The 12,084-nt window shown below is 59.5% G+C and carries 19 protein-coding genes; all 19 read left to right on the top strand.

The genetic code is table 11. The features are described 5' to 3' along the window. Positions 1-209 precede the first annotated feature (209 nt). The 19 genes from rpsL to rpsN all read left to right on the top strand — a co-directional run bounded on the left by rpsL (position 210) and on the right by rpsN (position 12,075). Positions 210-590 carry a 30S ribosomal protein S12 gene (gene rpsL / locus FFS49_RS12465; protein WP_006400662.1) on the top strand — a complete coding sequence of 127 codons (381 nt, stop codon included), beginning with the start codon at positions 210-212 and terminating at the stop codon, positions 588-590. A 172-nt stretch (positions 591-762) separates the two neighbouring features. Next, positions 763-1,233, top strand: a complete 471-nt coding sequence (gene rpsG / locus FFS49_RS12460) for a 30S ribosomal protein S7 (protein WP_006477195.1) — start codon at positions 763-765, stop codon at positions 1,231-1,233. A 123-nt stretch (positions 1,234-1,356) separates the two neighbouring features. After that, positions 1,357-3,459, top strand: coding sequence for an elongation factor G (fusA, locus tag FFS49_RS12455; protein ID WP_039339232.1), 2,103 nt, complete (start codon positions 1,357-1,359; stop codon positions 3,457-3,459). Between the two features lie 39 nt (positions 3,460-3,498). Next, positions 3,499-4,689 carry an elongation factor Tu gene (gene tuf, locus FFS49_RS12450; RefSeq protein WP_011350666.1) on the top strand — a complete coding sequence of 397 codons (1,191 nt, stop codon included), beginning with the start codon at positions 3,499-3,501 and terminating at the stop codon, positions 4,687-4,689. A 287-nt stretch (positions 4,690-4,976) separates the two neighbouring features. Then, positions 4,977-5,288 (top strand): 30S ribosomal protein S10, encoded by a 312-nt coding sequence (gene rpsJ / locus FFS49_RS12445; RefSeq protein ID WP_004199280.1) that lies wholly within the window; start codon positions 4,977-4,979, stop codon positions 5,286-5,288. Positions 5,289-5,466: 178 nt separating this feature from the next. Beyond that, the gene (gene rplC / locus FFS49_RS12440) at positions 5,467-6,117 is read left to right on the top strand and encodes a 50S ribosomal protein L3 (RefSeq protein WP_006482922.1); all 651 of its coding nucleotides are present in this window, start codon (positions 5,467-5,469) and stop codon (positions 6,115-6,117) included. Continuing rightward, positions 6,117-6,737: a 50S ribosomal protein L4 gene (gene rplD / locus FFS49_RS12435; protein WP_011350675.1), complete on the top strand. Its 621-nt coding sequence runs from the start codon at positions 6,117-6,119 to the stop codon at positions 6,735-6,737. The genes rplC and rplD overlap by 1 nt, the downstream gene beginning before the upstream one ends. Beyond that, a complete protein-coding gene (rplW, locus tag FFS49_RS12430) occupies positions 6,734-7,048 on the top strand; it encodes a 50S ribosomal protein L23 (protein WP_004199275.1) in 315 nt (104 codons plus the stop codon). The genes rplD and rplW overlap by 4 nt, the downstream gene beginning before the upstream one ends. Before the next feature lie 2 nt (positions 7,049-7,050). Beyond that, positions 7,051-7,878, top strand: a complete 828-nt coding sequence (rplB, locus tag FFS49_RS12425; RefSeq protein ID WP_006482900.1) for a 50S ribosomal protein L2 — start codon at positions 7,051-7,053, stop codon at positions 7,876-7,878. Between the two features lie 10 nt (positions 7,879-7,888). Then, entirely contained in the window at positions 7,889-8,164 is a 276-nt protein-coding gene (gene rpsS / locus FFS49_RS12420) for a 30S ribosomal protein S19 (protein WP_004199273.1), read from the top strand. A gap of 12 nt (positions 8,165-8,176) precedes the next feature. Next, positions 8,177-8,506 carry a 50S ribosomal protein L22 gene (gene rplV, locus FFS49_RS12415; protein ID WP_004199272.1) on the top strand — a complete coding sequence of 110 codons (330 nt, stop codon included), beginning with the start codon at positions 8,177-8,179 and terminating at the stop codon, positions 8,504-8,506. 11 nt (positions 8,507-8,517) lie between these two features. Next, the gene (gene rpsC, locus FFS49_RS12410) at positions 8,518-9,318 is read left to right on the top strand and encodes a 30S ribosomal protein S3 (RefSeq protein ID WP_006482899.1); all 801 of its coding nucleotides are present in this window, start codon (positions 8,518-8,520) and stop codon (positions 9,316-9,318) included. Between the two features lie 2 nt (positions 9,319-9,320). Continuing rightward, the gene (rplP, locus tag FFS49_RS12405; RefSeq protein ID WP_006482873.1) at positions 9,321-9,737 is read left to right on the top strand and encodes a 50S ribosomal protein L16; all 417 of its coding nucleotides are present in this window, start codon (positions 9,321-9,323) and stop codon (positions 9,735-9,737) included. A 9-nt stretch (positions 9,738-9,746) separates the two neighbouring features. Continuing rightward, positions 9,747-9,941 carry a 50S ribosomal protein L29 gene (gene rpmC / locus FFS49_RS12400; RefSeq protein ID WP_006400652.1) on the top strand — a complete coding sequence of 65 codons (195 nt, stop codon included), beginning with the start codon at positions 9,747-9,749 and terminating at the stop codon, positions 9,939-9,941. Continuing rightward, entirely contained in the window at positions 9,938-10,210 is a 273-nt protein-coding gene (gene rpsQ, locus FFS49_RS12395; protein ID WP_006477189.1) for a 30S ribosomal protein S17, read from the top strand. Before rpmC ends, rpsQ begins: the two co-directional genes overlap by 4 nt. A gap of 309 nt (positions 10,211-10,519) precedes the next feature. Next, positions 10,520-10,888, top strand: a complete 369-nt coding sequence (rplN, locus tag FFS49_RS12390) for a 50S ribosomal protein L14 (protein WP_006482918.1) — start codon at positions 10,520-10,522, stop codon at positions 10,886-10,888. 9 nt (positions 10,889-10,897) lie between these two features. Then, the gene (gene rplX, locus FFS49_RS12385) at positions 10,898-11,206 is read left to right on the top strand and encodes a 50S ribosomal protein L24 (RefSeq protein WP_006477187.1); all 309 of its coding nucleotides are present in this window, start codon (positions 10,898-10,900) and stop codon (positions 11,204-11,206) included. A gap of 16 nt (positions 11,207-11,222) precedes the next feature. Then, positions 11,223-11,762: a 50S ribosomal protein L5 gene (rplE, locus tag FFS49_RS12380; RefSeq protein ID WP_006477186.1), complete on the top strand. Its 540-nt coding sequence runs from the start codon at positions 11,223-11,225 to the stop codon at positions 11,760-11,762. A 7-nt stretch (positions 11,763-11,769) separates the two neighbouring features. Further along, positions 11,770-12,075, top strand: coding sequence for a 30S ribosomal protein S14 (rpsN, locus tag FFS49_RS12375; RefSeq protein ID WP_011350676.1), 306 nt, complete (start codon positions 11,770-11,772; stop codon positions 12,073-12,075). Positions 12,076-12,084: the final 9 nt, after the last annotated feature.

Raw genomic sequence — 12,084 nt, 5'->3', positions numbered from 1 at the left:
TCCGGTAAACCACGCGTCCGGCTGGCGAATCACGCAAGCCGTTGACTTAGTTGGCATTTCCGGAATATCATGCTGGGTTCCGGTATTCGGTGGGCCGAGTCGCGTTCCAACGTTCGCACCCGTTTCGCCGGTTCGGAAGTCAACTGTGCGTCGATTCTCGCTTTGCCCGAAATCGATGCGCAGATTTTGTTCAATTTCAGGAATAAACAATGCCAACCATCAACCAACTGGTTCGCAAAGGCCGTCAGTCGGAAACGACGAAGAGCAAGAGCCCGGCCCTGCAGGACTGCCCCCAGCGTCGCGGCGTGTGCACCCGTGTGTACACGACGACGCCGAAGAAGCCGAACTCGGCACTCCGTAAGGTCGCCAAGGTTCGTCTGACGAACGGCTTCGAAGTGATTTCGTACATCGGCGGTGAAGGCCACAACCTGCAGGAACACTCGGTTGTGCTGATCCGCGGCGGCCGTGTGAAGGACTTGCCGGGTGTGCGTTACCACATGGTTCGCGGCTCGCTGGATACCCAGGGCGTCAAGGACCGTAAGCAAGCGCGCTCGAAGTACGGCGCGAAGCGTGCAAAGGCTGCAAAGTAAGCAGTTTTTGATCAGGGATCGCCACAGGGCGGTCAAGGCGGGAGTGCCGGATTGCCGGTGCTGTCGAGTAAGTGGTCACCCGGCCAAGCTGGTTAGTCGTGAAGATGTGATCGGGTTTGTTGGTGGCCGCGGAGCTGGAACCAGCTCCAACTGAACAAGTAAAGGAAGAATCATGCCGCGTCGTCGCGAAGTCCCCAAGCGGGAAGTGTTGCCGGATCCGAAGTTCGGTAACGTTGATGTAGCCAAGTTCATGAACATGCTGATGCTGTCCGGCAAGAAGTCGGTCGCAGAGCGCATCGTTTATGGCGCATTCGAACAAATCCAGACCAAGGGTGGCAAGGACCCGCTGGAAGTGTTCACGGTTGCGCTCAACAACGTCAAGCCGGTGGTCGAAGTGAAGAGCCGTCGCGTTGGTGGTGCCAACTATCAAGTTCCGGTCGAAGTGCGCCCGTCGCGTCGTATGGCATTGGCGATGCGCTGGCTGCGTGAGGCTGCGAAGAAGCGTAGCGAGAAGTCGATGGCCCTGCGCCTGGCAGGTGAACTCTCCGAAGCGGCCGAAGGCCGTGGCGGCGCGATGAAGAAGCGCGACGAAGTTCACCGCATGGCAGAAGCCAACCGCGCGTTCTCGCATTTCCGTTTCTAAGCGCCTGGCTGGGCTTTTAGCGGAAATAAATTCCGGGCGGGTGCGCTTTTCAGGCGCCTCGCCCGTTTGTGTTGAAGCATGATGCAGCAGCGCTGCATCGTGTCATCCCAGTAGAGGATCAAAGTGGCTCGCAAGACTCCTATCGAGCGCTACCGCAATATCGGTATTAGCGCTCACATCGACGCCGGCAAAACGACGACGACCGAGCGCATTCTGTTTTACACCGGTGTGAACCACAAGATCGGTGAAGTCCACGACGGCGCAGCCACGATGGACTGGATGGAGCAGGAACAGGAGCGTGGCATCACGATCACGTCCGCTGCTACCACCGCCTTCTGGAAGGGCATGGGCGGCAACTATCCGGAACACCGCATCAACATCATCGACACCCCGGGCCACGTCGACTTCACGATTGAAGTCGAGCGCTCGATGCGCGTGCTCGACGGCGCGTGCATGGTGTACTGCGCAGTGGGCGGCGTGCAGCCGCAGTCGGAAACGGTGTGGCGCCAGGCGAACAAGTACAAGGTGCCGCGTCTCGCGTTCGTCAACAAGATGGACCGTACCGGCGCGAACTTCTTCAAGGTCTACGACCAGCTCCGTCTGCGCCTGAAGGCGAACCCGGTTCCGGTCGTGGTGCCGATCGGCGCGGAAGAAAACTTCAAGGGCGTCGTCGACCTGATCAAGATGAAGGCGATCATTTGGGACGAAGCGTCGCAAGGCACGAAGTTCGACTACGTCGACATCCCGGCCGAGCTCGCAGAGACCTGCAAGGAATGGCGCGAGAAGATGGTCGAAGTGGCTGCTGAAGCCAGCGAAGACCTGATGAACAAGTACCTGGAAGAAGGCGATCTGCCGGAAGCCGACATCGTCAAGGCGCTGCGCGACCGTACGATCGCGTGCGAAATCCAGCCGATGCTGTGCGGTACCGCGTTCAAGAACAAGGGCGTGCAGCGTATGCTCGACGCCGTGATCGACTTCCTGCCGTCGCCGGTCGACATCCCGCCGGTCAAGGGCGAGCTCGAGAACGGTGAAGAAGCAGAACGCAAGGCGTCGGACGAAGAGAAGTTCTCGTCGCTCGCGTTCAAGATCATGACCGACCCGTTCGTCGGCCAGCTGATCTTCTTCCGTGTGTACTCGGGCGTCGTCAACTCGGGCGACACGCTGCTGAACTCGACCAAGGGCAAGAAGGAACGCCTCGGCCGTATTCTGCAGATGCACGCGAACCAGCGTGAAGAAATCAAGGAAGTCCGTGCAGGCGACATCGCTGCTGCGGTCGGCCTGAAGGAAGCGACCACCGGCGACACGCTGTGCGATCCGGCAAATCCGATCGTGCTCGAGCGCATGGTGTTCCCGGAGCCGGTGATTTCGCAGGCTGTCGAGCCGAAGACCAAGGCTGACCAGGAAAAGATGGGCCTCGCACTGAACCGTCTGGCTCAGGAAGATCCGTCGTTCCGCGTGCAGACCGACGAAGAGTCGGGCCAGACCATCATTTCGGGCATGGGCGAGCTCCACCTCGAAATTCTGGTCGACCGGATGAAGCGTGAATTCGGCGTGGAAGCAACCGTCGGCAAGCCGCAGGTTGCATACCGCGAAACGATCCGTTCGACGGCGAAGGACGTCGACGGCAAGTTCGTCAAGCAGTCGGGTGGTCGCGGCCAGTACGGTCACGCAGTCATCACGCTCGAGCCGAACGAACAAGGCAAGGGCTACGAGTTCTTCGACGAGATCAAGGGTGGTGTGATTCCGCGTGAATACATCCCGGCGGTCGACAAGGGTATCCAGGACACGCTGAAGTCGGGCGTGCTGGCTGGCTTCCCGGTCGTCGACGTGAAGGTTCACCTGACGTTCGGTTCGTACCACGACGTTGACTCGAACGAAAACGCGTTCCGCATGGCCGGTTCGATGGCGTTCAAGGAAGCGATGCGCAAGGCGAACCCGGTCGTCCTCGAGCCGATGATGGCTGTCGAAGTCGAGACGCCGGAAGACTACATGGGCAACGTGATGGGCGACCTGTCGGGCCGTCGCGGTATCGTCCAGGGCATGGAAGACATGGTTGGCGGCGGCAAGATCGTGCGCGCCGAAGTACCGCTGTCGGAAATGTTCGGTTACTCGACGTCGCTGCGCTCGCTGACGCAAGGTCGTGCAACGTACACGATGGAGTTCAAGCACTACGCTGAAGCTCCGCGCAACGTTGCTGACGCGATCATCAGCGCGAAGTCGAAGTAAATCGTTATCTCAATCGATAATTTTTGAAAGAAGAGAATCATGGCAAAAGGTAAATTCGAGCGGACCAAGCCGCACGTGAACGTTGGTACGATTGGTCACGTTGACCACGGCAAGACGACGCTGACGGCAGCGATCACGACGGTTCTGACGAAGAAGTTCGGCGGCGAAGCGAAGGCATACGACCAGATCGACGCGGCACCGGAAGAAAAGGCGCGCGGCATCACGATCAACACGGCACACGTCGAGTACGAAACGGCTAACCGCCACTACGCACACGTCGACTGCCCGGGCCACGCTGACTATGTGAAGAACATGATCACGGGCGCAGCGCAGATGGACGGCGCGATCCTGGTTTGCTCGGCAGCAGACGGCCCGATGCCGCAAACGCGCGAGCACATCCTGCTGGCACGTCAGGTTGGCGTTCCGTACATCATCGTGTTCCTGAACAAGTGCGACATGGTGGACGACGCTGAACTGCTCGAGCTGGTCGAGATGGAAGTTCGCGAACTCCTGTCGAAGTACGACTTCCCGGGCGACGACACGCCGATCGTGAAGGGTTCGGCGAAGCTGGCGCTGGAAGGCGACACGGGCGAGCTGGGCGAAGTGGCGATCATGAGCCTGGCCGACGCGCTGGACACGTACATCCCGACGCCGGAGCGTGCAGTTGACGGCGCGTTCCTGATGCCGGTTGAAGACGTGTTCTCGATCTCGGGCCGTGGTACGGTCGTGACGGGTCGCGTTGAGCGCGGCATCGTGAAGGTCGGCGAAGAAATCGAAATCGTCGGTATCAAGCCGACGGTGAAGACGACCTGCACGGGCGTTGAAATGTTCCGCAAGCTGCTGGACCAAGGTCAAGCGGGCGACAACGTTGGTATCCTGCTGCGCGGCACGAAGCGTGAAGACGTGGAGCGTGGCCAGGTTCTGGCGAAGCCGGGTTCGATCACGCCGCACACGCACTTCACGGCTGAAGTGTACGTGCTGAGCAAGGACGAAGGCGGCCGTCACACGCCGTTCTTCAACAACTACCGTCCGCAGTTCTACTTCCGTACGACGGACGTGACGGGCTCGATCGAGCTGCCGAAGGACAAGGAAATGGTGATGCCGGGCGACAACGTGTCGATCACGGTGAAGCTGATCGCTCCGATCGCGATGGAAGAAGGTCTGCGCTTCGCAATCCGCGAAGGCGGCCGTACGGTCGGCGCCGGCGTCGTCGCCAAGATCATCGAGTAATATCGACGATCCGCGGATCCCGACGGGGTCCGCGATTCCGCGGTATGCAGTCCGTACCGCCGAAACCGGGTGTCCAGCTTGCGCTGGCACCCGGTTTTGTTTTTCCGTCACGCGAAAGCGCGGGGCGAGAAACTCGCACCATCGCTCCAGAATTTCGTGTAGAATCGCGGGCTTAGCAGTGGAAGTACCGTCCGGAACCTGATGTCTCGCTCCCCGCAGGCGTCATGTTTCACGTTCTTTTAGTGTCCGGCGATGCAACATCGCCTCGCTCTTTCCAAGGAATCGTCATGCAGCAACAGAAAATCCGCATTCGCCTGAAGGCATTCGACTATCGTCTGATCGATCAATCGGCTGCCGAGATCGTCGATACCGCGAAGCGGACTGGCGCAATCGTCCGTGGCCCGGTGCCGCTGCCGACGCGCATTCAGCGTTTTGACATCCTGCGTTCGCCGCACGTCAACAAGACGTCGCGCGATCAGCTCGAAATCCGTACCCACCAGCGCCTGATGGACATCGTCGATCCGACCGACAAGACGGTTGACGCGCTGATGAAGCTCGACCTGCCGGCTGGCGTCGACGTGGAAATCAAGCTGCAGTAAGGCTTCCAGCGCCGGTCGGCTTGCCGGGCGGCGCTAAGTCTTTGATTGCTTGCGGAAAACGCGAGGGCGGGCTATAATGCTTGGCTTTTCGCGTATTCGCGCAAAAAAAGTTGGGCCTTGCGTGCCCGGCATTTTGTAAATCAGCCCCGACCAATCGCAGTCGGGAATGGAGAAAATGATGAGCCTTGGACTCGTAGGTCGCAAGGTTGGCATGACCCGTATCTTCACGGCGGAAGGGGATTCGATTCCCGTCACCGTGCTGGACGTGTCGGACAACCGCGTGACGCAGATCAAGACTGTTGAAACCGACGGCTACACGGCCGTGCAGGTTGCATTCGGCTCCCGTCGTGCCTCGCGCGTGACGAAGCCGCTGGCAGGTCATCTCGCCAAAGCCGGTGTCGAAGCCGGTGAAATCCTCAAGGAATTCCGCATTGACGCGGCCAAGGCAGCCGAGCTGTCGAATGGCGCCGTGGTCGGTGCAGATCTTTTCGAAGTGGGCCAGAAGGTCGACGTGCAAGGCGTGTCGATCGGTAAGGGCTACGCCGGTACGATCAAGCGTTACAACTTCTCCTCCGGCCGTGCTACGCACGGTAACTCGCGCTCGCACAACGTGCCGGGCTCGATCGGTATGGCGCAGGATCCGGGTCGTGTTTTCCCGGGTAAACGCATGACGGGTCACATGGGTGACGTGACGGTGACGGTGCAGAACCTCGAAATCGCTCGTATCGACGCAGAGCGCAAGCTGCTGCTCGTGAAGGGTGCGATTCCGGGCGCGAAGGGCGGCAAGGTCTTCGTGACGCCGGCCGTCAAGACCAAGGGGGCGAAATAATGGAACTCAAGCTCCTGAACGAAAATGGTCAGGAAGGTGCAGTGGTCAACGCATCGGACGTCGTGTTCGGTCGTGACTACAACGAAGCGCTGATCCACCAGGTCGTCGTCGCTTACCAGGCGAACGCTCGCCAAGGTAACCGCGCACAGAAGGACCGTGAGCAAGTCAAGCACACGACGAAGAAGCCGTGGCGCCAGAAGGGTACGGGTCGCGCTCGTGCCGGTATGTCGTCGAGCCCGTTGTGGCGTGGCGGTGGTCGTATCTTCCCGAATTCGCCGGAAGAAAACTTCTCGCACAAGGTCAACAAGAAGATGCATCGCGCAGGTCTCTGCTCGATCTTCTCGCAGCTGGCCCGTGAAGGCCGTCTGTCGGTCGTCGAGGACATCATCCTCGAAGCGCCGAAGACCAAGCTGCTGGCCGAAAAATTCAAGACCATGGGTCTCGACTCCGTGCTGATCATCACCGACACGGTCGACGAGAACCTGTACCTGGCATCGCGCAACCTGCCGCACGTGGCAATTGTCGAGCCGCGCTACGCTGACCCGCTCTCGCTGATCTACTTCAAGAAAGTGCTGGTCACGAAGGCTGCGGTCGCCCAGATCGAGGAGTTGCTGTCATGAGCGAGATTCGCAAGAACGATCATCGTTTGATGCAGGTCCTGCTCGCACCGGTGATCTCGGAAAAGGCGACGCTGGTTGCCGACAAGAACGAGCAAGTCGTGTTCGAAGTCGCACCGGATGCCACGAAGCAGGAAGTGAAGGCGGCTGTCGAGCTGCTGTTCAAGGTTGAAGTTGATTCGGTCAACGTGCTGGTTCAGAAGGGCAAGCAAAAGCGCTTCGGCCGTTCGATGGGCCGTCGCAAGGACGTGAAGAAGGCGTACGTTTGCCTGAAGCCCGGCCAGGAAATCAACTTTGAAGCGGAGGCCAAGTAATCATGGCAATCGTTAAAGTTAAGCCGACATCGCCGGGTCGCCGCGCGATGGTCAAGGTGGTCAACAAGAATCTGCACCAGGGTAAGCCGTTCGCGGCACTGCTCGACTCGCAGAGCTCGACCGCCGGCCGTAACAACAACGGTCGTATCACCACGCGTCACAAGGGTGGTGGTCACAAGCAGCACTACCGTATCGTCGATTTCCGTCGCACGAAGGATGGCATCCCGGCAAAGGTCGAGCGTCTCGAGTACGACCCGAACCGTAGCGCGAACATCGCGCTGGTGCTCTACGCAGACGGCGAACGTCGCTACATCATCGCCCCGAAGGGCCTGACCGTCGGCCAACAGCTGATGTCGGGTTCGGAAGCGCCGATCCGTGCAGGCAACACGCTGCCGATCCGCAACATTCCGGTCGGTACGACGATCCACTGCATCGAGATGCTGCCGGGCAAGGGCGCGCAAATGGCGCGTTCGGCTGGTACGTCGGCCATGCTGCTGGCACGTGAAGGCGTCTACGCGCAGGTTCGTCTGCGTTCGGGCGAAATCCGCCGTGTGCACATCGAGTGCCGTGCAACGATCGGTGAAGTCGGCAACGAAGAGCATAGCCTGCGCCAGATCGGCAAGGCTGGCGCGAACCGCTGGCGCGGTATCCGCCCGACGGTGCGTGGCGTTGCGATGAACCCGGTTGATCACCCGCACGGTGGTGGTGAGGGCAAGACGGCTGCAGGTCGCGATCCGGTTAGCCCGTGGGGTACGCCGGCTAAGGGTTATCGCACCCGTAGCAACAAGCGCACGACGACGATGATCGTCCAGCGCCGTCACAAGCGTTAAGGAGTAGGCAATGGCACGTTCTGTTAAAAAAGGTCCGTTCTGCGACGCCCATTTGCTGAAGAAAGTTGAGGCGGCTGCAGCTTCGCGCGACAAAAAGCCGATCAAGACCTGGTCGCGTCGCTCGACGATTCTGCCGGATTTCATCGGCCTGACGATCGCTGTTCACAACGGCCGTCAACACGTTCCGGTGTACATCTCGGAAAACATGGTCGGCCACAAGCTTGGCGAGTTCGCACTGACCCGTACGTTCAAGGGTCACGCAGCCGACAAGAAGGCCAAGAAATAAGGGGCAATCAAGATGGAAGTGAAAGCAATTCATCGCGGTGCCCGCATCTCGGCGCAGAAAACGCGCCTTGTGGCTGACCAGATCCGCGGTTTGCCGGTCGACAAGGCGCTGAACGTTCTGACGTTCTCGCCGAAGAAGGCGGCTGGCATCGTGAAGAAGGTTGTGCTGTCGGCAATCGCGAATGCGGAGCACAACGAAGGCGCTGATATCGACGAGCTCAAGATCAAGAGCATCTACGTCGACAAGGCTGCATCGCTCAAGCGTTTCACCGCGCGCGCCAAGGGCCGCGGTAACCGCATCGAGAAGCAATCCTGTCACATCACTGTGACGGTCGGGAATTAAGGAGCCATACGATGGGACAGAAAATTCATCCGACTGGCTTCCGCCTGGCTGTCAGCCGCAATTGGGCTTCGCGTTGGTACGCGAACAACAACAATTTCGCGGCGATGCTGCAGGAAGACATCGGTGTTCGTGAATACCTGAAGAAGAAGCTGAAGAACGCTTCGGTCGGTCGGGTGGTCATCGAGCGTCCGGCGAAGAACGCGCGCATCACGATTTACAGCTCGCGTCCGGGCGTGGTCATCGGCAAGAAGGGCGAGGATATCGAACAGCTGAAGACGGAACTGCAACGCCGCATGGGCGTGCCGGTTCACGTCAACATCGAAGAAATCCGCAAGCCGGAAACCGATGCTCAGCTGATCGCTGACTCGATCACGCAACAGCTCGAGCGCCGGATCATGTTCCGTCGCGCGATGAAGCGTGCGATGCAGAACGCGATGCGTCTGGGTGCCCAAGGCATCAAGATCATGAGCGCAGGCCGTCTGAACGGTATCGAAATCGCTCGTACGGAATGGTATCGCGAAGGTCGCGTGCCGCTTCACACGCTGCGTGCTGATATCGACTACGCGACTTCGGAAGCGAAGACGACTTACGGGATCATCGGCGTCAAGGTGTGGGTCTACAAGGGCGATACGCTCGGCCGCAACGACGCACCGGTGGTGGAAGAAGTAGCCGAAGACAAGCGTCCGCGTCGCAATGCGCGTCCGGGCGACCGTCGTCCGCGCCGTGACGGCGAAGGCGGCGCTCCGGGTGCTCGTCGTGGCGCACCGCGCCGTGGCGCCGGCAAGCCCGAAGACGGCAAGACTGGAGAATAACGATGCTGCAACCGAAACGCAGAAAGTATCGTAAAGAGCAGAAGGGTCGTAACACCGGCAAGGCGACGCGCGGCAACGCAGTGTCGTTCGGTGAATTCGGCCTGAAGGCTATCGGTCGCGGTCGTTTGACCGCACGCCAGATTGAAGCGGCGCGTCGTGCAATGACGCGTCACATCAAGCGTGGCGGCCGCATCTGGATCCGGATCTTCCCGGACAAGCCGATTTCGCAGAAGCCGGCCGAAGTGCGTATGGGTAACGGTAAGGGTAACCCGGAGTACTACGTCGCCGAGATTCAGCCGGGCAAGATGCTCTATGAAATGGACGGCGTAACCGAAGAACTGGCACGCGAAGCGTTCCGTCTGGCTGCAGCCAAGCTGCCGCTGAAGACGGCGTTCATCGTGCGCCAGCTCGGCGCCTAAGGAGAAAATATGAAGGCTTCCGAACTTCTCCAGAAAGACCAGGCCGCGCTCAACAAGGAGCTGGCGGACCTGCTGAAGGCGCAATTCGGCCTGCGCATGCAACTCGCGACCCAGCAGCTCACCAACACGAGCCAGCTGAAGAAGGTTCGTCGCGACATCGCACGTGTGCGGACCGTCATGACTCAGAAGGCGAACCAGAAATGAACGATAGCGTGAAAACCTCGCTGAAGCGGACGCTGGTCGGTCGGGTCGTCAGCAACAAGATGGACAAGACCGTCACCGTGCTGATCGAGCACCGCGTCAAGCACCCGATCTACGGCAAGTATGTCGTGCGTTCGAAGAAGTACCACGCGCACGATGAAGCGAACACCTACAACGAAGGCGATCTCGTCGAAATCCAGGAAACTCGTCCTGTTTCGAAGACGAAGGCCTGGACGGTGTCGCGCCTCGTCGAAGCAGCTCGCGTCATCTAAGCGGGCAGCGCAGTAGGCAGTAACAGGCACTTCTCCGCGAAGTGCTTGAAATCGCAAAGTATTTGCTTGCGTGACCAGGATTATTTGTTATAATCCTGGTCTTCCCTCTTTATGGGAGCCCCGTCGCGGGCGAAGTTGGTGGGGGAAGCGGACTGGCGCCTGCCTGTCCGAAAGATTCACCGAATTGCGATGGCGGGTTTCGTTTGCCGTCGCTGCTGTTCCAACCCAAGCAGCCGATTGGCTGACGGGACCAAGACTGACCGAATGCATCATGGTGGTGCATCCGGATTAAGTTGGGAAAGACAAACCATGATCCAGACCGAATCTCGGCTCGAAGTAGCCGACAACACGGGTGCACGTGAAGTCCTGTGCATCAAGGTGCTCGGCGGCTCGAAGCGTCGTTATGCCGGCATTGGCGACATCATCAAGGTGAGCGTCAAAGAGGCAACGCCGCGCGGGCGCGTGAAGAAAGGCGAAATTTACAACGCCGTGGTGGTCCGCACCGCCAAGGGCGTGCGCCGTCAAGACGGCTCGCTGATCAAGTTCGACGGCAACGCCGCTGTGCTTTTGAATAACAAGCTCGAGCCGATCGGCACCCGTATCTTCGGGCCGGTCACGCGTGAGCTGCGTAGCGAACGATTCATGAAGATCGTTTCGCTGGCGCCGGAAGTGCTGTAAGGAGTCGCGATGAACAAGATTCGCAAAGGTGACGAAGTCATCGTCGTCACTGGCAAGGACAAGGGCAAGCGCGGCGTCGTGCTGGCAGTCGGTGCAGAGCATGTGACGGTTGAAGGTATCAACCTCGTCAAGAAGCATGTGAAGCCGAACCCGATGAAGGGTACGACTGGCGGCGTGGAAGCGAAGACGATGCCCCTGCATATTTCGAACGTCGCACTGGTCGACGCGAATGGCAAGGCGTCGCGTGTTGGCATCAAGGTCGAGGAAGGCAAGAAAGTTCGCTTCCTGAAGACGACCGGTGCTGTACTGAGCGCCTGACGCAGCGGAGTAAAAAATGGCTCGTTTTCAAGAGTTTTACAAAGAAAAGGTTGTGCCCGGCCTGATCGAGAAGTTCGGTTACAAGTCGGTCATGGAAGTGCCGCGCATCACCAAGATCACGCTGAACATGGGTCTTGGCGAAGCGATCGCTGACAAGAAGATCATCGAGAACGCCGTTGGCGACCTCACGAAGATCGCTGGTCAGAAGCCGGTCGTGACGAAGGCGCGCAAGGCAATCGCAGGCTTCAAGATCCGCCAGGGTTACCCGATCGGCGCGATGGTGACGCTGCGTGGCCAGGCAATGTACGAATTCCTCGACCGTTTCGTGACGGTCGCCCTGCCCCGCGTGCGTGACTTCCGCGGTGTGTCGGGTCGTGCTTTCGATGGCCGTGGCAACTACAACATCGGTGTGAAAGAGCAGATCATTTTCCCCGAAATCGACTACGACAAGATCGACGCACTGCGTGGGCTGAACATCAGCATCACGACGACTGCGAAGACCGACGACGAAGCAAAGGCTCTGCTCGCCAGCTTCAAGTTCCCGTTCAGAAACTGAGGTTACCGTGGCTAAACTGGCACTGATCGAACGTGAAAAGAAGCGCGCCCGCCTGGTCGCGAAGTTCGCAGCAAAGCGCGATGCGCTGAAGGCGATCGTCGAAGACCAAAGCAAGTCGGAAGAAGAGCGCTACGAAGCACGCCTTGAGCTGCAGCAACTGCCCCGCAACGCAAACCCGACCCGCCAGCGTAACCGCTGCGCGATCACGGGCCGTCCGCGTGGCACGTTCCGTAAATTCGGCCTCGCGCGTAACAAGATTCGTGAAATCGCATTCCGTGGCGAGATTCCTGGCCTGACCAAGGCGAGCTGGTAATAGGAGAAA

Source organism: Burkholderia sp. 4NA327C6, assembly GCF_005502655.1.
Lineage (GTDB): Bacteria > Pseudomonadota > Gammaproteobacteria > Burkholderiales > Burkholderiaceae > Burkholderia > Burkholderia contaminans.
The sequence above is the reverse complement of the archived record's forward strand: the minus strand, read 5'-3'. Positions and strand labels throughout refer to the sequence as shown.

Coding starts and splice junctions, on each gene's coding strand:
- rpmC (WP_006400652.1), top strand. CDS start 9,747: ATGAAGGCTTCCGAACTTCTCCAGAAAGACCAGGCCGCGCTCAACAAG.
- tuf (WP_011350666.1), top strand. CDS start 3,499: ATGGCAAAAGGTAAATTCGAGCGGACCAAGCCGCACGTGAACGTTGGT.
- rplC (WP_006482922.1), top strand. CDS start 5,467: ATGAGCCTTGGACTCGTAGGTCGCAAGGTTGGCATGACCCGTATCTTC.
- rplX (WP_006477187.1), top strand. CDS start 10,898: ATGAACAAGATTCGCAAAGGTGACGAAGTCATCGTCGTCACTGGCAAG.
- rplE (WP_006477186.1), top strand. CDS start 11,223: ATGGCTCGTTTTCAAGAGTTTTACAAAGAAAAGGTTGTGCCCGGCCTG.
- rpsG (WP_006477195.1), top strand. CDS start 763: ATGCCGCGTCGTCGCGAAGTCCCCAAGCGGGAAGTGTTGCCGGATCCG.
- rpsC (WP_006482899.1), top strand. CDS start 8,518: ATGGGACAGAAAATTCATCCGACTGGCTTCCGCCTGGCTGTCAGCCGC.
- rpsJ (WP_004199280.1), top strand. CDS start 4,977: ATGCAGCAACAGAAAATCCGCATTCGCCTGAAGGCATTCGACTATCGT.
- rplW (WP_004199275.1), top strand. CDS start 6,734: ATGAGCGAGATTCGCAAGAACGATCATCGTTTGATGCAGGTCCTGCTC.
- rpsL (WP_006400662.1), top strand. CDS start 210: ATGCCAACCATCAACCAACTGGTTCGCAAAGGCCGTCAGTCGGAAACG.
- rplB (WP_006482900.1), top strand. CDS start 7,051: ATGGCAATCGTTAAAGTTAAGCCGACATCGCCGGGTCGCCGCGCGATG.
- rpsQ (WP_006477189.1), top strand. CDS start 9,938: ATGAACGATAGCGTGAAAACCTCGCTGAAGCGGACGCTGGTCGGTCGG.
- rplV (WP_004199272.1), top strand. CDS start 8,177: ATGGAAGTGAAAGCAATTCATCGCGGTGCCCGCATCTCGGCGCAGAAA.
- rpsS (WP_004199273.1), top strand. CDS start 7,889: ATGGCACGTTCTGTTAAAAAAGGTCCGTTCTGCGACGCCCATTTGCTG.
- rplP (WP_006482873.1), top strand. CDS start 9,321: ATGCTGCAACCGAAACGCAGAAAGTATCGTAAAGAGCAGAAGGGTCGT.
- rplN (WP_006482918.1), top strand. CDS start 10,520: ATGATCCAGACCGAATCTCGGCTCGAAGTAGCCGACAACACGGGTGCA.
- rplD (WP_011350675.1), top strand. CDS start 6,117: ATGGAACTCAAGCTCCTGAACGAAAATGGTCAGGAAGGTGCAGTGGTC.